This window comes from Janthinobacterium foliorum (genome assembly GCF_978021625.1).
This window is the reverse complement of the sequence record NZ_CDXDQE010000002.1, coordinates 536,242-557,608: the sequence shown is the minus strand read 5'-3', so window position 1 is coordinate 557,608 and position 21,367 is coordinate 536,242. Positions and strand designations below refer to the sequence as shown.

Annotated in this window: 21 protein-coding genes and 1 tRNA gene; 7 read left to right on the top strand and 15 right to left on the bottom strand. The window is 66.1% G+C overall.

Going from position 1 to position 21,367, the window contains the following annotated elements:
- The first annotated feature begins 85 nt into the window (after window positions 1-85).
- The 5 genes from fdhE (at window position 86) to ACZ92H_RS06860 (ending at window position 5,619) form a co-directional block, all read left to right on the top strand.
- Window positions 86-1,141, top strand: coding sequence for a formate dehydrogenase accessory protein FdhE (gene fdhE, locus ACZ92H_RS06880; protein WP_465048788.1), 1,056 nt, complete (start codon window positions 86-88; stop codon window positions 1,139-1,141).
- Window positions 1,138-2,559 (top strand): L-seryl-tRNA(Sec) selenium transferase, encoded by a 1,422-nt coding sequence (selA, locus tag ACZ92H_RS06875; RefSeq protein WP_465048787.1) that lies wholly within the window; start codon window positions 1,138-1,140, stop codon window positions 2,557-2,559. Before fdhE ends, selA begins: the two co-directional genes overlap by 4 nt.
- On the top strand, window positions 2,556-4,511 hold the full coding sequence (gene selB / locus ACZ92H_RS06870) for a selenocysteine-specific translation elongation factor (protein ID WP_465048786.1): 1,956 nt from the start codon (window positions 2,556-2,558) through the stop codon (window positions 4,509-4,511). The genes selA and selB overlap by 4 nt, the downstream gene beginning before the upstream one ends.
- A gap of 134 nt (window positions 4,512-4,645) precedes the next feature.
- Window positions 4,646-4,741, top strand: a tRNA-Sec gene (locus ACZ92H_RS06865).
- A 164-nt stretch (window positions 4,742-4,905) separates the two neighbouring features.
- Window positions 4,906-5,619, top strand: coding sequence for a substrate-binding periplasmic protein (locus ACZ92H_RS06860; protein ID WP_131372964.1), 714 nt, complete (start codon window positions 4,906-4,908; stop codon window positions 5,617-5,619).
- Window positions 5,620-5,623: 4 nt separating this feature from the next.
- Here the strand turns inward: ACZ92H_RS06860 and ACZ92H_RS06855 are convergent, their stop codons facing one another.
- From ACZ92H_RS06855 to fur, 7 genes are all read right to left on the bottom strand, one after another.
- Window positions 5,624-6,364 carry a GGDEF domain-containing protein gene (locus ACZ92H_RS06855; RefSeq protein WP_131372965.1) on the bottom strand — a complete coding sequence of 247 codons (741 nt, stop codon included), beginning with the start codon at window positions 6,362-6,364 and terminating at the stop codon, window positions 5,624-5,626.
- Between the two features lie 3 nt (window positions 6,365-6,367).
- Window positions 6,368-6,766: a DUF1987 domain-containing protein gene (locus ACZ92H_RS06850; protein WP_465048785.1), complete on the bottom strand. Its 399-nt coding sequence runs from the start codon at window positions 6,764-6,766 to the stop codon at window positions 6,368-6,370.
- A gap of 22 nt (window positions 6,767-6,788) precedes the next feature.
- Window positions 6,789-7,346 carry a SiaB family protein kinase gene (locus ACZ92H_RS06845; RefSeq protein ID WP_131372967.1) on the bottom strand — a complete coding sequence of 186 codons (558 nt, stop codon included), beginning with the start codon at window positions 7,344-7,346 and terminating at the stop codon, window positions 6,789-6,791.
- Between the two features lie 77 nt (window positions 7,347-7,423).
- A complete protein-coding gene (locus ACZ92H_RS06840; RefSeq protein WP_465048784.1) occupies window positions 7,424-8,641 on the bottom strand; it encodes a SpoIIE family protein phosphatase in 1,218 nt (405 codons plus the stop codon).
- 173 nt (window positions 8,642-8,814) lie between these two features.
- Window positions 8,815-9,405: an NAD(P)H-dependent oxidoreductase gene (locus ACZ92H_RS06835; RefSeq protein ID WP_465048783.1), complete on the bottom strand. Its 591-nt coding sequence runs from the start codon at window positions 9,403-9,405 to the stop codon at window positions 8,815-8,817.
- Window positions 9,406-9,478: 73 nt separating this feature from the next.
- Window positions 9,479-9,841 (bottom strand): MerR family transcriptional regulator, encoded by a 363-nt coding sequence (locus ACZ92H_RS06830; RefSeq protein WP_465048782.1) that lies wholly within the window; start codon window positions 9,839-9,841, stop codon window positions 9,479-9,481.
- Between the two features lie 75 nt (window positions 9,842-9,916).
- Window positions 9,917-10,357, bottom strand: coding sequence for a ferric iron uptake transcriptional regulator (gene fur, locus ACZ92H_RS06825; RefSeq protein ID WP_131372970.1), 441 nt, complete (start codon window positions 10,355-10,357; stop codon window positions 9,917-9,919).
- Between the two features lie 292 nt (window positions 10,358-10,649).
- On the opposite strand from fur, the gene ACZ92H_RS06820 reads away from it, so the two are divergent.
- Both ACZ92H_RS06820 and ACZ92H_RS06815 read left to right on the top strand, forming a co-directional pair.
- Entirely contained in the window at window positions 10,650-11,546 is an 897-nt protein-coding gene (locus ACZ92H_RS06820; protein WP_465048781.1) for a LysR family transcriptional regulator, read from the top strand.
- A 178-nt stretch (window positions 11,547-11,724) separates the two neighbouring features.
- Complete coding sequence (locus ACZ92H_RS06815; protein ID WP_131372972.1) at window positions 11,725-12,342, top strand: OmpW/AlkL family protein; 618 nt, start codon at window positions 11,725-11,727, stop codon at window positions 12,340-12,342.
- Between the two features lie 88 nt (window positions 12,343-12,430).
- On the opposite strand, the gene ACZ92H_RS06810 is transcribed toward ACZ92H_RS06815, so the two are convergent.
- The 8 genes from ACZ92H_RS06810 to ACZ92H_RS06775 all read right to left on the bottom strand — a co-directional run bounded on the left by ACZ92H_RS06810 (window position 12,431) and on the right by ACZ92H_RS06775 (window position 21,327).
- Window positions 12,431-13,258: a MetQ/NlpA family ABC transporter substrate-binding protein gene (locus ACZ92H_RS06810; RefSeq protein ID WP_131372973.1), complete on the bottom strand. Its 828-nt coding sequence runs from the start codon at window positions 13,256-13,258 to the stop codon at window positions 12,431-12,433.
- A gap of 24 nt (window positions 13,259-13,282) precedes the next feature.
- Window positions 13,283-13,957: a methionine ABC transporter permease gene (locus ACZ92H_RS06805; protein ID WP_035820173.1), complete on the bottom strand. Its 675-nt coding sequence runs from the start codon at window positions 13,955-13,957 to the stop codon at window positions 13,283-13,285.
- Complete coding sequence (locus tag ACZ92H_RS06800) at window positions 13,950-14,759, bottom strand: methionine ABC transporter ATP-binding protein (protein ID WP_465048780.1); 810 nt, start codon at window positions 14,757-14,759, stop codon at window positions 13,950-13,952. Before ACZ92H_RS06800 ends, ACZ92H_RS06805 begins: the two co-directional genes overlap by 8 nt.
- Window positions 14,760-14,954: 195 nt before the next feature.
- The gene (locus ACZ92H_RS06795; RefSeq protein ID WP_465048779.1) at window positions 14,955-16,106 is read right to left on the bottom strand and encodes a TonB family protein; all 1,152 of its coding nucleotides are present in this window, start codon (window positions 16,104-16,106) and stop codon (window positions 14,955-14,957) included.
- A complete protein-coding gene (locus ACZ92H_RS06790) occupies window positions 16,106-16,726 on the bottom strand; it encodes a biliverdin-producing heme oxygenase (RefSeq protein ID WP_465048778.1) in 621 nt (206 codons plus the stop codon). The genes ACZ92H_RS06795 and ACZ92H_RS06790 overlap by 1 nt, the downstream gene beginning before the upstream one ends.
- Window positions 16,727-16,766: 40 nt before the next feature.
- The gene (locus tag ACZ92H_RS06785; protein WP_465048777.1) at window positions 16,767-19,691 is read right to left on the bottom strand and encodes a TonB-dependent receptor; all 2,925 of its coding nucleotides are present in this window, start codon (window positions 19,689-19,691) and stop codon (window positions 16,767-16,769) included.
- Window positions 19,692-19,792: 101 nt separating this feature from the next.
- Window positions 19,793-20,803: a FecR family protein gene (locus ACZ92H_RS06780; protein WP_465048776.1), complete on the bottom strand. Its 1,011-nt coding sequence runs from the start codon at window positions 20,801-20,803 to the stop codon at window positions 19,793-19,795.
- Entirely contained in the window at window positions 20,800-21,327 is a 528-nt protein-coding gene (locus ACZ92H_RS06775) for an RNA polymerase sigma factor (protein ID WP_131372980.1), read from the bottom strand. The genes ACZ92H_RS06780 and ACZ92H_RS06775 overlap by 4 nt, the downstream gene beginning before the upstream one ends.
- Window positions 21,328-21,367: the final 40 nt, after the last annotated feature.

Here is a 21,367-nt window from a genome sequence, read left to right as displayed (position 1 = left end):
CCCTTTCTCTTTATCGTTTAGAATACTTTGACAGCATGGCCACACCCGCTGGCCCTGCTGTGCTTTTTTTGATGGGAAAACTCCATTGGTACAACGCATACTCCAGCCAGGCGAAATCGAAGGCCTGGACCATAACGCGATTCCGCGCCTGCTGCTGCCGCAGCCTGACAGCCTGTTTACGGCGCGCGCCTTGCGCTTGCGCGAACTGGCGCAGGGCAAGATCAAGGGCATCCCCGTCGATGCGGGCATGCAGGGCTATCTGGTGCTGATGGCCGCGCTGGCCGATGCGCAGGCGGCCGTCGTCGCCAAGCTGGCGCCGGGCGCCGTGCCCGTGGCCGACGCCGAAGTGCTGCGCCGCGCCATGGCGCACCGCATGCCGGTGCTGCCCGTCAACGGCGCCCGTCCGCCCGTGTGGCGCGACATTTTCAACAGCCTGCTCGATGAACTGGCCGCCACGGCGGCCAGCCAGCCGGCCCTATCCGGCGGCCTGACGCAGGTGCTGGCGCAGCTGCGCGCGCTTGATGCGGCGGCGCTCGATGCCTGCGCCGATGCCGTGCTCGACGAGAACGGCGATAACCTCAATCCCATGCATGCGCCGTTCGTCGCCGCCGCCCTGCAAGTGCTGTGGTCGACGTCGGCCAGCCAGCTGCGCGCCACGCGCGTGCCGGACCTGGAAACGGGCACCCTGTGTCCCGTCTGCGGCTCGCACCCCGTCGCCAGCGTGATCCGCATCGGCGGCCAGTCGCAGGGCTACCGCTACCTGCACTGCGGCATCTGCGAAAGCGAATGGCACATGGTGCGCGTGAAGTGCTCGACGTGCGAACAGAATGGCAAGATCGCCTACCAGGGCCTCGACGCGGCCGGAGCAAAGCCGTTCGACCCGGTGACGGCGAAGGACGACAAATTGCCGAACAAGGCGAACGATCCCAAGAAGGTGGCGCGCGCGGAAACCTGCGATGATTGCCACACCTACCGCAAGGTCTTCAACCAGGAACACGATTACAACGTGGAACCGCTGGCCGACGATCTGGCCAGCCTGATGCTCGACTTGCTGGTGGGCGAGGCGGGCTACCAGCGCGCCAGCGGCAATCCGCTGCTGTGGCTGGGGAAAAGCGACAATAGCGAGGGTCCGCAGTCATGACGACGGGGCAAACCGTGCGCCTGCCATCGGTGGACCGCATCCTGGGCGACGCGGCTTGCCTGGAACTGATCGCGCAATACGGCCGCGTGCAGACCCTGGCCTGCGCGCGCGCCGTGCTGGCCGAACTGCGCGCCGCCATGCTGGCCGGCGCGGATCTTGCCAAATTCGGCGAGGAGGGCGCATCGATCGCCGCCATCGTCGCGCAAGCGGGCGGGCGCCTGCAGGAACAGTCGCGCTCGCATTTGCGCGCCGTCTTCAACCTGACGGGCACCGTGCTGCACACCAACCTGGGCCGGGCCCTGCTGCCTGACGCCGCCGTGCAAGCCGTGGTGGAATCCCTGCAGTGGCCGATGAACCTGGAATTCGACCTGGAAACGGGCAAGCGGGGCGACCGCGACGACCTGGTCGAAGAATTGCTGCGCGAGCTGACGGGGGCCGAGGCGGCCACCATCGTCAACAACAACGCGGCCGCCGTGCTGCTGATGTTGAATACCCTGGCGCAGGGAAAAGAGGTGATCGTCTCGCGCGGGGAACTGGTGGAAATCGGCGGCGCCTTCCGCATCCCCGATGTCATGACGCGCGCCGGCGCCGTGCTGCGCGAAGTGGGCAGCACCAACCGCACGCACCTGGCCGATTACGCCAACGGCATCAACGAATACACGGCCTTGCTGATGAAGGTCCACTGCAGCAATTACGCCATCACGGGTTTTACCAAGAGCGTGGAACTGGACGGGCTGGTGCCGCTGGCGGCGCAGCACGCGATTCCCACGGCCGTGGACCTGGGCAGCGGGACCCTGGTCGACCTGGCCCGGTATGGCTTGCCGCATGAAACCACGGTGCGCGAAACCATCGAGGCGGGCGCCGACCTGGTGACCTTCAGCGGCGATAAACTGCTGGGCGGCCCGCAGTGCGGCGTCATCGTCGGGCGCGCCGACCTGATCGCCAAGATCAAGCGCAATCCCCTGAAGCGCGCACTGCGCGTGGGCAAGCTGACCCTGGCGGCCCTGGAACCGGTGCTGCAGCTGTACCGCGCGCCGGACTTGCTGGCCGAGCGGCTGACCACCCTGCGCCTGCTGACGCGCCCGGCGGCGGCCATGCGCGCGCAGGCCGAGGCATTGCTGCCGCAGCTGCAGCGGGCGCTGGGCACAGCGTATGCCGTGACGGCCGAAGCCATGAAAAGCCAGATCGGCAGCGGCGCCTTGCCCGTCGATCAGCTGCCCAGCTTTGGCCTGGCCATCCGCAGCGCGCCAGGCGCGCGCCTGAGCAACCCGCTGGGCGTGCTGGAACAGCGCCTGCGCGCCTTGCCGTGCCCCGTGATCGGACGCATCGGCCAGGACGCCCTGTGGCTCGACCTGCGCTGCCTGGAAGCGGCGCACGAGCCGGCATTCATCGCGCAGCTCGCCGCGCTGAACGCATGATCGTCGGTACCGCAGGCCATATCGACCATGGCAAGACGACCCTCACGCGCGCGCTGACGGGCGTGCACACGGACCGCCTGAAGGAAGAGCAGGCGCGCGGCATTTCCATCGAACTGGGCTACGCCTACCTGCCGCTGCTTGACGGCACGGTGCTGGGCGTGATCGACGTGCCCGGCCACGAAAAATTCATCCGCACCATGGCTTCCGGCGTGACGGGCATCGACTTCGCCCTGCTGGTGGTGGCGGCCGACGATGGCATCATGCCGCAGACGCACGAGCACCTGGCCATCTTGCAGCTGCTGGGCGTGACGCGCGGCGCCGTGGCGCTGACCAAGATCGACCGCGCCGACGCGGCCCGCGTGGCGCAGGTGGAAGCCGATATCGAGGCGCTGCTGCAAGGCACGCCGCTGGCCGGCAGCCCCATCTTCCCGACGGCGGCCAGCGTGGACAACGATCCCGGCGTGGCGGCCCTGCTGGCGCACCTGACGCAGGTGGCGCGCAGCCTGCCGCGGCGCGATGAGCGGCGCCTGTTCCGCCTCGGCGTGGACCGCGTGTTTACCTTGTCGGGGCAGGGCACGGTGGTCACCGGCACGGCGCTGGCGGGCGCGGCCAGGGTGGGCGACAGCCTGCAGCTGGTGCCCGGCGATGCGCAGGCGCGCGTGCGCAGCATCCATGCGCAAAACCGCGCGGCCGATACGGGCATGGCGGGCCAGCGCCTGGCGCTGAACCTGGCCGGCATCGCCCGCGAGCGCATCGAACGGGGCAACTGGATCGTCGCGCCCGCACTGGCGCAGTGTTCCGAGCGCCTCGACGTGGAACTGACCCTGCTGCCCGACGCGGGCGTGCGGCTGAAAGCCTGGTCGCCGCTGCACGTGCACCTGGGCGCGGCGCACCAGCTGGCGCGCGCCGTCATGCTCGATGGCGACACCCTGGAACCGGGACAGACGGGCAGGGTGCAGCTGGTGTTCGACGCGCCCATGCACGGGGTGCCGGGCGACCGCTTCGTCGTGCGCAATGCGCAAGCCACACAGACGGTGGGCGGCGGCATGGTGCTCGACCCGTTCGGCCCTGCGCGCAAGCGCCGCAGTCCTGCAAGGCTGGCCTGGCTCGACGCGCTGGCCGCGTTTGTGTCGCAGAGCGACTATGCGGCCCTGCTGGCGCAAAGTCCGCTGGGTCTGCGCGAGTCCTTGCTGGTGCGCCTGTCGCTGCTGCCGGCGCACGCCATCGCGCTGCCGCCCGAGACGCGGCGCATCGCCCTGCGCGGCGACGACGCCTTGCTGCTGGCGCCATCCGCGCTGGCCGCCCTGGAAGAAAGAGTGCTGGCCGCGCTGGAAGCTTTCCATGCGCGCGCGCCCGACGAGGCGGGGCCGGAACTGTGGCGCCTGAAACGCATCGTCGACGCCGAGATGGAAGACGCCCTGTGGAGCCATCTGCTGGACGGGCTGCTGGCGCAGGGGGCAGTGCAGGCGCGCGGCGCCAGCCTGCATTTGCCGAGCCACAGCGTGGAACTGACGCCGCAGGAGCAGGCCGTGGCCGCGCCCATGCTGGCGGCTCTGGAACAGGGGCGTTTCGATCCGCCGTGGACGCGCGACCTGGCGCGCGACTTCGGCCTGGCCGAGGAGGAAGCGCGCCGGCTGCTGCGCAAGCTGGCCAAGGCAGGGCAGATCAGTCAGGTGGTGCACGACCTGTTTTACCATCCCGCGGCGCTGGCCGACCTGGCGCAGCTGGTGCGTGACCTGGCGCGCAAGGCGGAAGAGGAAACGGGCTTGCCGCCCGGTTCCGGCGCCGTCGGCGCGGCCGCGTTCCGCGACGCAAGCGGCCTGGGGCGCAAGCGGGCAATCCAGATCTTGGAATTTTTTGACCGCGTCGGTTATACTCGTCGTGTTGGCAATGGGCATTTGTTACGCCCGCAAGCGCTGTGGTCCTACACGGCAGCCTTGCCCAGCAGCTAAGTAACCCCCAATAAATGCTTGTGTTTTCTGACTTTCATAACCGGCGCTGTGCAGCAGGCGCCTTGCATCGCATCCGGTTCTGCCTGTCATGGATTCACAATATTTTTCTGAGGATTACTTAACTCAGGCACCGCGGAAAGCACACTCATCCGGTGATGTGGCCGGGCTTCAAACCCGGTGGAGGGCGTCAGACGTTCTCCCGTAGGTTCGACTCCTACTGTTTTCCGCCAGTTATTTTCTTCCCGCCCCTCTCCCTGCCGCATGGCGCGCCAGCCGGCGTTGGCCTGTTGCCACGTTGCTGAAAAACAATGGTTTAATTGGCAATATTTGGCATGAGCAAACCAAGGCCGGTGGTAACATCGGACTCCGTACCCTGTGGCAGATGAAAGCAAGCATGAAACAACGAGGGATGGCATGGCTGCTGGCAGCGGCGTTGCTGGTGCCGCCAGCGGCAGTGGCGGCGGGCCTGCGCATCGTCGGCGAACACCTGCCGCCATCGAGCATGATGGACGGGGAGGTTGTCGTCGGGCGCGAGACGCGCAAGGTGCGCGAGATCATGGCGCGCGCCGGCATCAGCTATAGCATCGAGCTGCTGCCGTGGAAGCGCGCGTATGCGCAGGCGCTGCGCGAGGCGGATACCTGCATTTTTTCCACCTCGCGCACGCCGGAGCGCGAGGGGCGGTTCCGCTGGATCGGTCCCCTCAACGAAGCGGAATGGGTGCTGTACGGCCTGGCCGAGCGGCACCTGGCGCTGCACACGCTGGCCGATGCGCGCGGCCTGGTCATCGGCACGGTGCTGGGCGATGCGCGCGACGACTATCTGCGCCAGCAGGGCATGAGCGTGGCGCCCGTGACGCAGGAGTGGCTCAATCCGCAAAAGCTGCTGCTGGGGCGTATCGACCTGTGGGCCGTCGGCATGGCCGTGGGCAGCAAGCCGTTCGCCGGCAAGGAGTGGGAAAACAAGGTGGTCCCGCTGCTGACCTTCAACCGCGTGCAGACTTACCTCGCCTGCAACAGGCAGGTTCCTGAAGCGCAGGCGCTGGCCATGCAGCGCGCGGCGGCGGCCATGCGGCGCGATGGCAGCATGGCGCGCGAGCAGCTGCGCTAGGGCTTCAGCTTTCCAGCCATTGGCGCACGCAATTGCGTCCTTCGCGCTTGGCCTGGTACAGGGCCTGGTCGGCATGGCTGTAGGCCGTCTCGAACGCCGTGCCGGCGCGGTTCCAGCTCAGGCCCACGCTGACGGTGATGGCGCGCGTGATGGGCGCCGCATGGCGCTGGCGGCCCACCGTGTCGCAGATGCGCTGCGCCACCTTCGCCGCGTCGTCGCGCGAACTGGTGGGCCAGACCACGGAAAACTCTTCGCCGCCGACCCGGCCGATGGCCGTTTCCTGCCCCAGTAAGCCCTTCAGGCAGTCGACCACGGCCTGGATCACGCCGTCGCCGGCCGGGTGGCCGAAATCGTCGTTGACTTGCTTGAACAGGTCGATATCGAGCACGATCAGCGCCATGTCGCCCTGCTCCAGGCAGCGCGAGGCGTGGTCGATCACGGCGCCCCGGTTCAGCGCGCCCGTCAGCGGATCGTGCGTGGCGCGGTATTCGAGCTGGCCGGCCAGGGTTTGCAGTTGCCGGTTCAGCAGATGCATGTCGCGCTCGGCGCGGTCGCTGCGGCCGATCAGGCGCCGCGTCTCGCGCATCAGCCGTTCATAGTGATTGATCAGTTCGCCGAGCACGCGGCGCTGCTCCTCGCCCGTTGCGCCGGCGTCGGCGTGCATGCGGCGCGCGGCAGCCAGCGCCGCCGCTTCCACGGTGAACAGGTCCGGCTCCAGTTCGGCTTCGGAGAGTGCGGCGCGCATGTCTTAATTGCCGCTCACGGCGTGATCCTGGAAATCCAGCGCCGTGAAGTCCTGCTGCAGTTCCTGGCCGAACTCCAGGATGGTGTCGTCGTCCTCGTCGTGGTACCAGTTCAGGCGCACCTGGTTACCGTCAATGGCCGCCTGGTTCAGGGTATCGAACAGGGTGAACAGCATCTTCGTGCTGGAGCTGTTGAAGTAGGCCAGCGAGACATTCACGGTGATGGCGGCGTCGCGGCAGCCTTCCAGATAGGCGCGCACGGCGGCGATCAGCGGGCCGTAGAAGGCGGCCGCGTTTTCCGGATACGATTCGCCCTTGATCGACAGCGCGTGCTGTTCGAAACGGAAGTCGATTTCGGGCGAGCTGGGGGTCGCGGCGATGAACAGTGGTGGCGGTAATTGCATATGCTTTCCTGAGTCGGCTCTTTTAAATGATGGCTTTGATGCAGAAGATGGTATGGCCAGGCTCCTGCGGGTCCTGGACGAATTCGAATTCCAGCGGTTCGCTGGCGTCGCGCGCCATGGTGAGGAAACCCAGTCCCGCGCCCTTGCTGTCGGCGGGCGCCTCTTCGCGCAGGGCCTTCTTGTAGGCCAGGCGGATCTCGTCCATCGTCATCGTGTGCAGCGGTTCCAGGCGGGCGCGGATCTGCGCCACGTTGTCCGTCGAGACGGGGTTCGCGCACAGCAGGAAGAAGCTGTCGCCGCGCGTGCCGATGCAGAACGAGCCGCGCCGCATCTGCTGGTCCAGTTGCGCATCGGGCGTCAGGCTGTCGGCCGAATAATGCATGATGTTTTGCGACATCTCGATGAACGAGGAAAAGATGCGCCGCCGCGTGGGACCGGCCGCGCCGGCTGTGTCGAGGCGCGCCTTGATGGTCTCGGAAATGGCGCTGACCACGTGCTGCGAGAAATAGCCCACGTAAAAAAAGATGATGTTGCGCTTGCGCGCCACGTCCCAAAACTCGTTGAATTCTTCGTACAGCACGTCAGTGCTCCTGGCTAGCCGGTGAACCGGATTCTTGTTGATAAGGGGATGCTGTGGTGTTCAACTGCAGGCGCCAGCTACAGGCGGAAACAGAAAAAGGTCAGGTCGTCGCGGCGCGGCTGCTTGCCTTGCCACGCGGCGCTGTCCAGCAGCAGCGCCGCCGCGACGGCGCCGGCCGGCGCATCGCGCTGCGCCAGCAGCTGCTCGCGCATGCGCCGCTTGCCGTAGGCGATGTCGCGCGCGCCGCCGATCTGGTCGAGCAGGCCGTCGGTGGTGATGAACAGCAGGCTGCCGGCTGGTGCATCGAGCGTCTCGTTGTGCCAGCAGTAGCCGGCCGGCGTGTCGACATAGCCCACGCCCATGCGCGCGCCGTCGATGGCGCGCACGCCGTCCGCATCCGGCGCGACCACGTGCAGGGCCAGTTTCGCCCCCGCGAAACGCAGGCTGGCGCTGGCCTCGTCGTAGCATAAAAAGGCGCAATCCATGCCGTCGTTCGAGCCGGCGTGGCCCGCCGCTTCGCCGTCGGCGTTGCCATCCTGCCCCAGCAAGGTCTTGATGGCGCGGCTGACGGCGCCGATCAGGGCGGCTGGGTCGTGCGGCCCCCGTTCGCGCAGCGCCTGGCTCAGGGCCGACGAGGCGATCAGGGTCATGAAGGCGCCTGGCACGCCGTGGCCCGTGCAGTCGGCGATGGCGGCGAACCAGCCGCCCGCATGGCGTTCGAAAAAGTAGAAGTCGCCGCCGACCACGTCGCGCGGCTGCCACTCCAGGTGGGCGTCGGGCAGGGTGGCGCGCAGCTCCGCATCGGAAGTGCGCAGCAGGGCGCGCTGGATCACGCTGGCGTAATCGATGCTGTGCATGATCTGCCGGTTTTTCTCGGCCTGCATGGTGGCCACCACATTCATCAGCTGCAAACCGAATCCGACGCCGGCCAGCGCGCCATCCTCGGTGATGATGAAGCCGTCGGCCAGCGCCTTTTCTCCCGCTTCCACGGCGCGGAAGGTGAGGTCCTCGATGCTCATGGCCCCATCGACGATCAGCGGTTCCTTGTCCATGAAGGCGATGCAGCTCTTCTTCCCATACACCTCGTGGTAGAAGGGTTTCGACATTTGCGACATGAAGATGTTGCGGCTGATCAGGCCGATCGGCCGCTGCTGTTCCGTGACGGGCAGGCTCATCATGTCGCGGCGTTCCGTAAACAGTTCCAGCACGGCGAAGTTGCTGGCGTCGGCCTGCACGGATTCCGTGGGAATGCACAGATCAAACGCCACGGACGAGCGATAACGGGGAAGATGCAATCGAGAAGCGTTGAACTCCACAGCGGCTACCTTTACATGACGAGCGGCGCCTTTGTTGTCGCCACGGCAAGGCGGCTGGCAAACAGGCAATATCATCATGGTAGCCGCCGAATGTGACGGCTTGATTACCAGCTTGTCAAAACCGTATGCAAGATGGCTGCATGGCAAGCTGTTCAGACGTGCCGTGCCAGCGCCTGGGCCTGCGCCAGCCAGCGCGCGCGCTGCTGTTCGGTGGAATCGAGCATGGGGCCGAAGCTGGCCACCCTGACGGGCTTGATGCCGCAAAATTCCAGGGTCGTCTTGCGCAGCTGGTGGATGCCGGGCATGCGGTAAACCCAGCGGAAATACCACGGCGGCGTGTCCATCGTCACCAGCAGCTGGGCCGTGCGTCCCTTCAGCAACTGGGCCGGAAAGGCCTTGCCGGGACGGTACTTGAAGGCATAGCCGGGCAGGAAGACGCGGTCGACAAAACCCTTCAGCAGGGCCGGCGCGCCGCCCCACCAGATGGGGTAGGCGAAGACCAGGTGTTCGGCCCAGCGGATGGCTTCCTGTGCCGCCAGCAAGTCCGCTTCCAGCGGCTGCACCTGGCGGTAGCCTTCATGCAGGACGGGGTCGAAGTCCAGCTGGCCCAGGCGCAGTTCGCGCACGGCGTGGCCCTGGGCGCGGGCCGCTTCGGCATAGGCGTCGGCCAGCGCACTGCAGAAGCTGTCGCCGGACGGGTGGCCGAGGAGTATCAATATGCGCTTGGAAGGTGTCTTGGTCATGGTGCAGGCTTTCCGCTAAAGAAGAGCCTGCATGCTAAAGCCTGCCCCTGGGGGCAGAGTCAAGCGCGCCGTGTCACGCCGCTTGCAGGCGCTGGCGCGCCAGGCAGTCGTGGATTTCCGCGTCGATCCCGCCCAATTCCGCGTCGAGCTGGCGCAGGCGGGCGATGTCGTCCTGCACTTGCGCGCGCTTGGCGGCGATGTGCTGCGACAGGGCGGCCCAGTCCGTATCGTCGCCGGCCAGGATGGGCAGCAGTTCGGCCAGCCGAAAACCCAGCGTCTGCGCCTGGCGGATCAGTTTTACCTGCGCCAGGTCTTGCTGCGTGTAGACGCGGTAGGCGCCGGAACGGCGCACGTCGCCCAGCAGGCCCAGCGTTTCATAGTGGCGCAAGGCCTTGGGCGAGGTGCCCGCCAGGCGGGCGATTTCTCCGATGTACATGGCTTTCCTTTTATCGAGCGGCGGCGCACGCAGTGTAGCGCAGGCGGGCCGCCCGGCGCTACGCTGCGTGCCGGCTCAGGAGGCCTTGCGCGGCGGCACTTTTTTCGCCGTGCAGTCGGCGCAGGTGCCGTACAGCGATAATGCGTGCTCGTGCAGCACGAAGCCGCGTTCGGCGGCGATTTCGTTCTGGCGCAGTTCGATGCCTTCATCGACGAATTCATCGACCTTGCCGCAGCCCGTGCAGACCAGGTGGTCGTGGTGCTGGCCTTCGTTCAGCTCGAAGACGGCGTGGCCCGATTCGAAATGCCGGCGAAACAGAATGCCCGCTTCGGCGAACTGCATCAGCACGCGGTAAATGGTGGCCAGGCCCACGTCGATCTTTTCGGCGAGCAAGAGTTTGTACACATCGTCCGCGCTCAGGTGCTTGATCGTGCCTTCTTGAAACAGCTGCAGAATCCGCAAGCGGGGGATGGTCACCTTCAATCCCGATTCACGCAGTTCCCTCAATATATCCATGTCTCCCCTTCCTTTTTGTGAGCGCCCGAGCGTACGCCTGGGCGCATGCCTGTCCGTGCGCCTAGGTATGCGCTATGTGATCCTGCATTATATCGCAAATGATAATCATTACTATTCTCATTTGTATTGTGCGAAGTGGAAATGTTATGCCGCGCGACCAAGCCGTCAGGCAGCGATATCGGCGCAGTGCATGATTGCGTCGCCCGCAACTTGCTCACCGATCATGCAACAGCATGGAAAATCCGGCCCAGGATCGCTACACTGTGCAGCATGTATTAACAATGGAGGCTGCATGGACCGGTTTGATGCGATGCGCATCTTTACCCGCATCGTCGAGTTGCGCAGTTTTACCCAGGCGGCGCATGACCTCGGTTATCCGAAGGCGACCGTCACGCATGCGATCAAGCAGCTCGAGGCGCGCCTGCGCGTGCGCCTGCTGCAGCGGACCACGCGGCAAGTCACGCCCACGCTCGACGGCGAGGCGTACTACCAGCGCTGCGTGCGCCTGCTGGCCGACCTGGAAGAAACGGAATCCGTGTTTACATCGGCCGCGCAGCAGCCGGCCGGCAAGCTGCGCGTCGACCTGCACGCGACCCTGGCCATGCATTTCGTCATGCCCGTGCTGGGCCAGTTCTGCGCCCGCCATCCGCTGATCGAGCTGGAAATCGGCATGGGCGACCGCCTCGTCGACCTGGTGCGCGAAGGCGTCGACTGCGTGCTGCGCGTGGGCGAACTGGGCGATTCGTCCATGGTGGCGCGCCGCGTGGCGCGGCTGGAGCAGCTGACGTGCGCCAGTCCCGCCTACCTGGCCGCGCATGGCACGCCGCGCACCCTGGCCGAACTGGATGGCCACCGCGCCGTGAATTTCTTTTCCGCCCAGACGGGCAAGGTCTGGCCCTTCGATTTCAAGCTGGACGGCCAGCGCCACAGCGTGTCCTTGCCGGGCACGGTTTCCGTCAACAATGCCGATGCGTACCACGCCTGCTGCCGCGCCGGCATGGGTTTGATCCAGGCGCCCCGCTATCACCTGGAGCAGGCGCTGGCGACGGGCGAACTGGTCGAAGTGCTGGCGCCCCTGCGCCCCGATCCGTTGCCCGTGTCGGTGCTGTACCCCCATCACCGGCAACTGTCGCCGCGCGTGCGCGTATTTGCCGACTGGGTCGCCGGCTTGTTCGCCTCACTAAGTTAGGCCTGCAATGCGTAGTTCTGCAATGCGTAGTTTTGCAGTGCGGCATTTCTTGACTTGGGCAAAGGAAAAAATCCCTGCTTTCATGCCATCTGGCCCTATTTGATGTGGATCAAAGTTTTTGTTGCGCTGCACTCTTAGACTTCGCAGCGTTACTTAACGACAAAAAGAGGGAACCAGAATGAAAAAGTCCGCAACTGCAGCAGCAATCGTCTTGGCCGCCATCGGCGCATTCGCCGGTAACGCCATGGCACAGGAAGGCCCATGGCTGGTCCGTGCCCGTGCCGTGCACATCGACCCGGCCGACAAGTCTGCTCCGATCGGCGGCGTCGGCGCATCCGACCGTTTGCATGTCAGCAGCAAGACGATTCCTGAAATCGATATCTCGTATTTCTTTACGCCCAATATCGCTGCCGAGCTGATCCTGACATATCCGCAAAAGCATGACGTCAAGCTCGATGGTAACAATATCGGTACCTTCAAGCACTTGCCGCCGACCCTGTCGCTGCAATATCACTTCATGCCGGAAAAACAGTTCAGCCCTTACGTGGGTGCCGGCGTGAACTACACGAATATTTCCGACGTCAAATTGCTGAACGGCGCCGGCCGCCTGGAACACGACAGCTGGGGCTTCGCCCTGCAAGCGGGCGTCGACTACAAGCTCGACAAGAACTGGTCGCTGAACTTCGACATCAAGAAAGTGCAGATCCGCAGCGACGTCTTCATCAGCGGCGCCAAGGCCAGCGAAGTCAAGGTTGATCCGCTGCTGATCGGCGTGGGCGTGGGCTACCGTTTCTAAGTGGTGAAGATGCCCGCATAGCGCGGGCGAAAAAAAAAGGACGGCCAGGTGCAAACCCGGCCGTCCTTTTTTATATGTCAGGCAGCGCTTATTTTTTCAGCGTCTTTTCCAGCGCCAGCTGGTAGTCCGTCTTTTCATAGCCGGCCAGGTATTTGTTGGTCGCGTCGAGGAAGGCGCGCGAGCGGTAGGCCGCTTCCAGGTCCTTGACCCATGGCTTGCCCTTGTCGGCCGTGCGGATGGCCACCAGGTTGATGTAGCTGTCCGAGATCTTTTCCACGGCCAGGGCGGTGGTCAGTTTCATGCCGGCGGCCAGGGCGAAATTACCGTTGACGAAAGCGTAGTCGGCGTCGGCCAGCGAGCGTGGCAGCTGCGCCGCTTCCAGCGGCACCAGTTTCAGCTTCTTCGGGTTTTCCAGCACGTCGCGTTCGGACGCGCGCAGCGGGTCGACGTTGGGTTTGAGCTTGATCCAGCCCATCTTGGCCAGCACCACCAGCGCGCGCGCCTGGTTGGTCGGGTCGTTCGGCATGGTGATGGTGGCGCCGTTCTTTACCTCGGCCAGCGACTTGTGCTTGCTGCTGTACAGGGCGATCGGCGTGGTCGGCACGGTGATCAGGGGGCTCAATGGCAGCTTGTTATCGGTGGCGAACTTGGTCAGGTACACGATGTGCTGGAACACGTTGGCGTCCAGCGAGCCTTCGGCCAGCGCGTAGTTCGGCTGCACGTAGTCGTTGAATTCCACGATCTTGACCTTGTAGCCCTGTTTTTCCAGGATAGGCTTGATGCCCAGCTTCAGCTGGTCCGAATACGGGCCGGAGCTGGTGCCGATAACGATTTCTTTCGGGTCCTTGGCGTGGGCAGCGGCGGCGAAGGCCAGGCTGGCGGCGGCCAGGAGCAGGTTGCGGCGGATATGGTTCATGTGTTTCCTTGTTCTGAATATGGATTAACGTTTGTCGAGGCGCTTGGCGATGCGCGTGCCGGCGAACTGGATGGTTTGCACCAGCACGATCAGGATGGCCACGGTGGCGACCATGATGTCCGTCTCGAAGCGGTAGTAGCCGTAGCGGATGGCCAGGTCGCCGATGCCGCCGCCGCCCACCACGCCGGCCACGGCCGAATACGACAGGAAGCTGATCGACAGCACGGTCAGGGCCAGCACCAGGCCGGAGCGCGCCTCCACCAGCAGCACGCGGAAGATGATCTGCATTTCCGAGGCGCCCATGGCATGCGCCGCCTCGATCACGCCGCGCGGCACTTCGCGCAGGTTCTGTTCCACCAGGCGCGCCAGGTAGGGAATGGCGGCGAATGACAAAGGCACGGCAGCGGCCAGCGGGCCGATCGAGGTGCCGGCGATGATGCGCGTAAACGGCGTCAGGGCCACCAGCAGGATGATGAAGGGGAAGCTGCGCACGGTGTTCACCAGCCAGCCGAGGATCATCGACAGCGGGCGGTTTTCCAGCGACTGGCCTTCCGAGACGAGGAACAGCAGGATGCCCAGCGGCCCGCCGATCAGGATGGCGGCAGTGAGCCCAATGCCCAGCATCGTCATGGTCTGGCCCAGCGCCACCCAGATTTCCGGCAGCAGGTTGATGACGTTATTGATCGATTCTTCAAACATGTGTTGCATCCTTCCAGGCGGTGGCTTCAAACGCCTCGGTGCCGTAGTAAGCCAGCTCGCGTCCCAGCGCCGTCTTGCGCGGGGTGGCCGTGTCGCTCAAATCGAATTGTTCCGCGATGGCGCCGTTTTCCACGACGGCCACGCGGTTGCAGATGGCGCCCAGCACCGACAGCTCATGGCTGACGATGACGATGGTCACGCCCAGGCGCGCATTGATGTCGCGCAGGGTGTCGAGCAGGGCGCGCGTGGTTTCCGCGTCCAGCGCGGACGTCGGCTCATCGCACAGCAGCACGTCCGGGTGGCTGGCCAGGGCGCGGGCGATCGCCACGCGCTGTTTCTGGCCGCCCGACAGCTGCGCCGGATAGCTGTGCAGCTTGTCGGACAGGCCCACCAGCGCCAGGCATTCCTCGACCCGCGCGGCGATCTGCTCGCCCTTGGCCGTGCCATGGATTTTCAGCGGGAAGGCGACGTTGTCGAAGACGCTGGCGTTTTGCAGCAAATTGAATTGCTGGAAAATCATGCCGATATTCTGGCGCGCGTCGCGCAAGTCGCGCTTGCCAAGGCTGGTCAGCTCGCGGCCGGCCACGGTAATGGTGCCGCTGTCAGGGCGCTCGAGCAGGTTAATCAGGCGCAGCAAAGTCGATTTGCCGGCGCCGCTCTTGCCGATCAGGCCGAAAATATCACCGGGATAGACTTCCAGCGTGACCGATTTGACCGCGTGGAATTGTTCGCCCTTGGTCAGCGCGAAGGTCTTGTTCGCGCCATCAATGCGAATCACCGGCGTACGGTGTGGTGTGGTCATGCAGTGTTTCCTTTTTTATTGGACCGTTGCAGGCAGTTGACATGAAGCGAAATCGGGCCAAATCGCCCGGCCTGTAACGTCGGTTGCGTAGTATACCTCCGATCGTGTTATTACTCCTACGACAGAATCTTGCTTTGAATATGCAAATAATGTCTATATGGATGTTTTGCAAGAGCAAAAGTGGCTGTTTGGCCGTCAGCCGATAGAAAATTCGACGGGAATCGACAATTCGAGCGGATCCGGCCGTTCCTTGGGGATGCGCGGCAGCGGCGCGGCGCGTTGCAAAGTGTCCAGCGCGGCCTGGTCCAGCGCGGGCGAACCGGAACTGTGCTCCACGGCGGCGGCCAGCACCTGGCCGTCGCGGTCGATGCGGCAGCGCAGATACACCACGCCTGTTTCCTGCCTGGCGCGCGACGCCGTCGGATAGCGGCGGAAGCGTTCCATGCGCGCCAGCACCTTGCCTTCCCAGCTCGAAGCGCCGCTGCGCAGCTCCTGCGGCGCCGGCGGCAGGGCGGGCGAGGGCGGCGCCGCCGCGACGGAAGGCGCCGCTGCCGGCGCGGGAGTGACGGGCGCATGGCGCACCTCGGCGATGGCCGTGATGCTCTCGGCCTGCGGCGGCATGGGGGCCGCCTCGGGCTGCGGCAGGACGAATTGGCGGATGGCCGGCGCTGCCTTTTTGGCCATGGCGGCGGATGGCGCGGCGGCCGCGCTGACCTGTTCAGCAAGATTCTGCTCCACAGGACGGGGCGGGGCGGCGGCGGGCAGGAACAGCAGCATGGCCGGCTGCGTGGCAGCGGGCACCATGGCCAGCACGGGAGCGGCGGGCGCGCGCTGGTACAGGGCCCAGCCCAGCAGGGCGCCATGCATGGCGAAGACGGTGGCGATCGTCAGGGGGCGGCGCCAGTCCGTGGGCGCCGCCGGATGCTCGCTGGCCGCCGGTGGCGGTCCATTCGGCCGGCGCAGCAGATAGATGATGACGGCGATTTCCATCGCGCCGACCATGGCGATGACCCACCAGGGCGGGTGGCCCAGGCACATGGCGACAAAGCCGATGGCCATGCCCAGGCAAGCCATGGCCTTGCCGCGGCGCGACACGGCGCGGTGTTCGCGCCATTGCCGCAGGGGCGCGCCGAAGCGCGGATGGTGCAGCAGCCAGTGCTCCAGGCGCGGCGAGGCGCGGCTGAAGCAGGCCAGCGCCAGGATCAGGAAGATCGTCGTCGGCATGACGGGCAGCATGGCGCCGATCACGCCCAGCGCCACCATCAGCATGCCGGCGGCCGTCCACGCCCAGCGGCGCAGGCGTGCCGTGTGCGCTTCCGCGCGGGCCTGGATGACTGGCTCCTCCATCAGGCGCAAGCCTCCACGTGGCCGTGCATGCGCAGGAACGCGGCGCGCGCGCCGTCGATCACGCGCGCTTCGCCCGCGTCGTCGAGGATGGCCGTATCGAGCACGGACGTGAAGTCGCGCCAGTGGCGCGCGCGTCCGTCCGGATGGCCGGCCAGGTGGCGCGCGCCATGGTGTTCGTCCAGGCCGATCTTGCCCGCCAGTTTGTACAGGATGGCGGCGCCCAGCTTCGAGCCTTCGCTGACATACAGCCAGCCCAGCGCCGTGGCCAGGTCCAGCTGCGCGTCGAATGGCGGCGTGGCCGCGTCGGCCGGCAGGTCGGCGGCCAGGTCGCGCAGGTCGGCGGCGATGCTGTCGTAGCGGCGGCGCTGTTCCAGGTCGGGCAGCAGCGCGGCCAGCTGGGCGTTGTCGTACAGCGCGTCGACGTCGCGCAGAAACGCGTACTGCGCCTGCAGGAAGCGCGCGTAATTCTCGCGGCTGGAGAACGGCGCGCTGGCCATGATGCGCTGGTCCAGCAAGTCGTGGGTGGCCATGGTGTCGGCTTTCAGGCGCTGGCTGCGGGTCGGCGCGGGGTTGGTCGGGACGGCGTTCAGGGTGCTGGTGGTATCGCTTGCTGCATTCATGATGGGTCGTTTCTGCTTTCTATTATAAGGATGAATCACATTAAAATCGCATGCCGAGGGTGACGCGTGCCGTGCGGCCCGGTCCCGGCATCAGGCTCAGGGTCAGCGGATCGAGGTAGTAGCGGTCCGTCAGGTTGTCCAGCGCCACGTCGAGGGTGGCGCTGGGGGTGATCTTGTAGCTGGCGAACAGGTCGGCCAGGGTGTAGGCCTGTGTCAGCACCTGCGGCGAGGTGCCCGTCCATGTCTGCCACACGGCCTTGTCGTCCTGGCGCGCCAGCGGATGGCCCACGTGCGTCAGGCGCGTGCCGACCGTGAGCTTTTCCTGCAGCCAGCGCGTGCCCAGGGTCAGGTTGGCGCTCAGCTTGGGCTGGATATGATTGCTCACGTAGGAACTGGTAAAGCCGACGGGCGAGCAGTCGGGCGTGTTCCAAATGTCGGATTTCCAGCTGCTGGCCTTGCGCAGGTAGGCCGCCGTGGCCGCGTCGCAGATCAGCGTCTTGCGGTTCCAGGTGCCGGAAAAATCGGCGAACACCGCGCCGCGGTCATACGCCGACTGCAGCTCGATGCCCGAAACGCTGTATTTGTCCGTGTTCGCCATCGAGAAATTCTGCGCGTAGGCCGGCAGGTCGGGTATCGGGCGGCGCGTGATGTAGCCATGCGTGACGTTGTCGAAGTACGACAGGCGCAGGCGCAGCTTGTCGGCGGCGCTCCACACGCCATCCTGCACCAGGCTCACTCCCACTTCGCGGTTATGGCTGCGCTCGGGCTTGAGCGGCGACGAGTACGTGGCCGAAAAGCCCATCGTCGATTCGTACAGGCTGGGCATGCGCAAGCCGCGCGCGTCGCGCAGGAACAGGCTGACGCCGTCGGACAGGCGCGCCGTCAGGGCGAAGGTGGGCGAAAAGCCGTGGTCCTTGCGGCGGATCGGCGTGCTGTACTTGAACAGGCCGGGGATGGCATCGCGGAAGACATAGCCGTTGCCGCTCCAGTCATCGACGCGCGAGACGTCCAGCGGCGCCGGCTCGGCGCCATAGTTTTCCACCATGCCGCCCACCAGCGCGGGATTGGTGGCGGGCGTGAACTGGCCCTGGGCATCCTGGTACCACTTCGCCGCGCCGATCTGCTCGCCGTCCTTGTCCCACATGGTGACCCATTGCCAGCCCTGCGGATGGTACTGCTGCTCCGCGCGGCGGTTGCGGTCGCGCGTGTCGAAACGCTGGAAGCGCCCGCCCGCGTCGACGGTCAGCCAGTCGCGGGCCTGCCACTGCAGCGAGGCGAACACGCTTTGCTCGTGGCGCTTGCCGTTGCGCAGCGTGTGATTGGCGTTCAAGTCTTCATCGAGGATGCGCACGCTGTCGGCCGGGCCGATATCTTCATTTTGCAGCGACAGGCCGTAGTCCAGCTTGAGCGCGCCCAGGCCGGTGGCGACGCGCGAGGTGTTCGCCAGGTCGGCGCCGACGCGGCGCGCCTGGTTCTTCGCCAGGTACAGCACTTCCACGCATTCCTTGCATTCGTGGTCGCCCGGATTGGGCTTGCCTTCCAGCGGATTGCTGAAGATATCGCCATTGCGCGACTTGCTCTGCATGTCCGTCAGCCACAGGTTGGCCTTCAGATCGATGAGGTTCTGGCCTGCCGGCTGCCACTCGTAGCGCGCCGTCAGCGCGTTGGTGCGCACCTGGCTCGGTTCCCATTGGGGGATGCTGCCGGTGCTGTTGCGGTAGATTTGCGACGGCATGATTTCGCCGTAGCTGCTGTCGAAATAGCGGTAGCCCAGCTCCAGCTTCTGCTCGCGCGGCAGGCGCAGGTTGGCCTTCAACAGGGCCGAAGTGGTGCGGTTGGCCGTGTTGAGCACTTCATCGCCCTTCTTGAAGAACTGCGTCACGCCATCGTCGCCGCCCCATGCATTGGGCAGCTGGTAGCGCTCGAAACCGCGCGTGCCGGAAAAATAATTGCCGATGCTGCGGTGGCTGATGGCTGCCAGCAGATCGTAGTCGTCCTGGCGCGTGGCCACGGCGATGCTGCCAAAGCCGCTGCGCGGGTCGCCCAGCTTGTTGCGGTGCGTGCGCGGCGCGCTGCCGAAATCATCGGGCGCCGTGACGCTGTTGTCCTGGATGCCGCCGCGCAGGCGCGCGCCCGTGCGCTGGCCCGCCAGCAGGATGTCTTCGGGGCGCAGTGTCTGCATGCTGACCATGCCGCCGATGGCGCCGGCGCCCTGCGCCGACAGGTTGGGGCCCTTGTCGATGCGGATGGAACTGATCAGGTCCGGGTCGATGTAGCTGCGGTCGGCGATGCCCGCGTAGCCGCGGTAGACGGTCGACGATTGCAGGCTGCCGTCGATCAGCACGGGCACGCGGCCCTGTCCCTGCATGCCGCGCACGTTGACGTCGACGGCGCCGCTGTTGCGGCTGTCGCCCACCTGCACGCCGGCCACGCCCTTGAAGATGTCGGCGGGCGACGTGCCGCGGAAGCGCTCGATCTGTTCGCGCCCGATATGCACGGAAGCGGCCGGCGTGAGGTAGGGCAGGTCGGCCGGGTCCGTGTCCTCCGCCTCGAACGTGGCGCTGCCACCCTGGCCATTCACGCGCAGGGTGCCGATCTGCACGGCGCCGGCGCCGGCCGTGGCGGGTGCCGGTGCGCTGATGATGATGGTCGTGCCGCCCTGCAGCTGCGCCTGCAGGCCGCTGCCGGCCAGCAGCTGGCGCAGCGCGTCGGGCAGCGAATGGCGGCCCTGCAGCGGCGTGCTGTGGCGGCCTTCCGTCAGGCGCGCGTCGGCCAGCAGCACCATGCCGGCCTGGCGCGCCAGTTCATTCAGGGCGCGGTTCAGGGGCTGGGCGGGGATGCGCCATTCCACCTGCGCCGCCGGCGCGGCGGCATGCAGGGCGGGCGTGGCGAAGGCCAGGCCGATGGCCAGGAACAGGGGCGAGAGGCGGGCGTGCAAGGGAGGGCGCGAGGGAGACGTGTGCATGTTTTTCCTATGGTGATGTGGTGATCATTCATAGTTAAAACGAATGAGTATCATTTACCCTGACGTGCGCAGTGATTTTATTTCGCAGCATGCGCAATCAATCAGCGGGCGAGGATATGCAGCTTGCCGCCCTGGCGCACGAGGCGCACGGGCAGGGCCAGCGGCAGGGCGGCGGCAAATTGCGCCGGCAGCTGTGCGTCGAAGCTGCCATTCAGGCGCAGGCCGGCCAGGGCCGGATCGTCGAGCGCCAGGCCCGAATCGCCATAGCGCTCGAACTCGGCCAGCGCCTCGGCCAGGGTGGCATCCTCGAAATCGAGGCGCCCTGTGCGCCAGTTGCCCACCGCTTGCGCATTCACCTTCGCCAGCGCTTGCACGCCCTGCGGCGTGACGGTGACGGCGTCGCCCGCCCGCAGCACGGCGCCGGGTGCGCCGTCTTCGCCGTCCACGCGCACCGTGCCCTGCGCCACGCTGACCTGGGTGGCGCTGCCCACGTGGCGCACGGCAAAATGCGTGCCCAGTACCGTGGCCGTGGCCGCTCCCGCCTGTACCTGGAACGGACGCGCCGGGTCGGCGTGCACGTGGAACATGGCCTGGCCGCGCAGCAGGCGCACGCTGCGCCGGTCGCGGTACAGGGCCACGTCGACGGCGCTGCCGCTATCTAGTTCGATGCGGCTGCCATCGGGCAGGATCTGCGTGGCGAACTGGCCGCGTGCCGTGCTGTAATCGTGCTGGAAGCCGGGCTGGCGCAGGTGGCCGGCCAGCGGCCAGGCCAGCAGGCCGCACAGCAGCAGGCAGCCGCCGGCCAGCGCGCCGCGCGGCAGGCGGCGGGCGGCCAGGTGCGCATTCGCCAGGCGCCGCAGCAGCGATGCCGGCGCCGGCATCGCTGCCAAGAGGACTGGCTGGCTGAAGGCGGCCACGCGCTGGGCGGGCAGGCTGGCCAGCAGCGCGTCCGTGCGGGCCAGCGCATCCCAGGCGTGCTGGTGGCGGGGATCGGCGGCCAGCCAGGCGTGCAGCGCCGCCAGGTCCGGCGCGGCCAGTCCCGCATCGTGGCGCAGCAGCCATTGCGCGGCCTGGAAGTCGATGTCGTCTGCCGGAATCGGGTGGGGTTTCATGCGCTGTGCTTTCCAGTGTCGCGTTCGGGCAAGCCTTTTTTGCAGGCCAGCATGCCATTGATGATATGTTTTTCCACCATGTTGATGGAGATGCCCATCTGCGCGGCGATCTCGATCTGGCTCAGGCCATCGAATTTGTACAGCGCGAAGGCCTGGCGGCAGCGCGGCGGCAAGGCTTCGATGATGGCCAGCAGGCGCTCCAAGGTTTGCCGGTCGTGCAGGCGCTGTTCCGGTTCGTCCGCGCGCGGCGCGCGCAGCTGGAAAGCGGGCATGTCGATATCGTCGTGCGGCCGGCGCTGGTGCAATCGCTGTTCGTCGATGGCGATGTTTTTCGCCGTCACGTAAAGCAGTGCGCGCTGGCCGCTGTCGGGCGCCGCGTCGCCGCGCAGGGCGGGGGCGCCGCCTTGCGGCTTGCGCGCCAGGATGCGGGCGTAGGCTTCCTGCACCACGTCCTGCGCCTTGTCGCGGCAGCCGGTGGAGCGCGAAATCAGGCGCAGCAATTCCTGGTAATAGCGTTCAAGCACCGCGCGTTTCCCCGTTATCAAAGCCCGCCATGATAGCAAG

What these genes read in the sequence shown, in the direction of transcription:
- ACZ92H_RS06830 (WP_465048782.1), bottom strand. Translation starts at nt 9,841, where the DNA reads ATGTACATCGGAGAAATCGCCCGCCTGGCGGGCACCTCGCCCAAGGCC.
- ACZ92H_RS06800 (WP_465048780.1), bottom strand. Translation starts at nt 14,759, where the DNA reads ATGACCACACCACACCGTACGCCGGTGATTCGCATTGATGGCGCGAAC.
- ACZ92H_RS06820 (WP_465048781.1), top strand. Translation starts at nt 10,650, where the DNA reads ATGGACCGGTTTGATGCGATGCGCATCTTTACCCGCATCGTCGAGTTG.
- fur (WP_131372970.1), bottom strand. Translation starts at nt 10,357, where the DNA reads ATGGATATATTGAGGGAACTGCGTGAATCGGGATTGAAGGTGACCATC.
- ACZ92H_RS06860 (WP_131372964.1), top strand. Translation starts at nt 4,906, where the DNA reads ATGAAACAACGAGGGATGGCATGGCTGCTGGCAGCGGCGTTGCTGGTG.
- ACZ92H_RS06795 (WP_465048779.1), bottom strand. Translation starts at nt 16,106, where the DNA reads ATGGAGGAGCCAGTCATCCAGGCCCGCGCGGAAGCGCACACGGCACGC.
- ACZ92H_RS06850 (WP_465048785.1), bottom strand. Translation starts at nt 6,766, where the DNA reads ATGCAATTACCGCCACCACTGTTCATCGCCGCGACCCCCAGCTCGCCC.
- ACZ92H_RS06855 (WP_131372965.1), bottom strand. Translation starts at nt 6,364, where the DNA reads ATGCGCGCCGCACTCTCCGAAGCCGAACTGGAGCCGGACCTGTTCACC.
- ACZ92H_RS06790 (WP_465048778.1), bottom strand. Translation starts at nt 16,726, where the DNA reads ATGAATGCAGCAAGCGATACCACCAGCACCCTGAACGCCGTCCCGACC.
- ACZ92H_RS06815 (WP_131372972.1), top strand. Translation starts at nt 11,725, where the DNA reads ATGAAAAAGTCCGCAACTGCAGCAGCAATCGTCTTGGCCGCCATCGGC.
- ACZ92H_RS06785 (WP_465048777.1), bottom strand. Translation starts at nt 19,691, where the DNA reads ATGCACACGTCTCCCTCGCGCCCTCCCTTGCACGCCCGCCTCTCGCCC.
- ACZ92H_RS06780 (WP_465048776.1), bottom strand. Translation starts at nt 20,803, where the DNA reads ATGAAACCCCACCCGATTCCGGCAGACGACATCGACTTCCAGGCCGCG.
- ACZ92H_RS06810 (WP_131372973.1), bottom strand. Translation starts at nt 13,258, where the DNA reads ATGAACCATATCCGCCGCAACCTGCTCCTGGCCGCCGCCAGCCTGGCC.
- ACZ92H_RS06805 (WP_035820173.1), bottom strand. Translation starts at nt 13,957, where the DNA reads ATGTTTGAAGAATCGATCAATAACGTCATCAACCTGCTGCCGGAAATC.
- selA (WP_465048787.1), top strand. Translation starts at nt 1,138, where the DNA reads ATGACGACGGGGCAAACCGTGCGCCTGCCATCGGTGGACCGCATCCTG.
- selB (WP_465048786.1), top strand. Translation starts at nt 2,556, where the DNA reads ATGATCGTCGGTACCGCAGGCCATATCGACCATGGCAAGACGACCCTC.
- ACZ92H_RS06835 (WP_465048783.1), bottom strand. Translation starts at nt 9,405, where the DNA reads ATGACCAAGACACCTTCCAAGCGCATATTGATACTCCTCGGCCACCCG.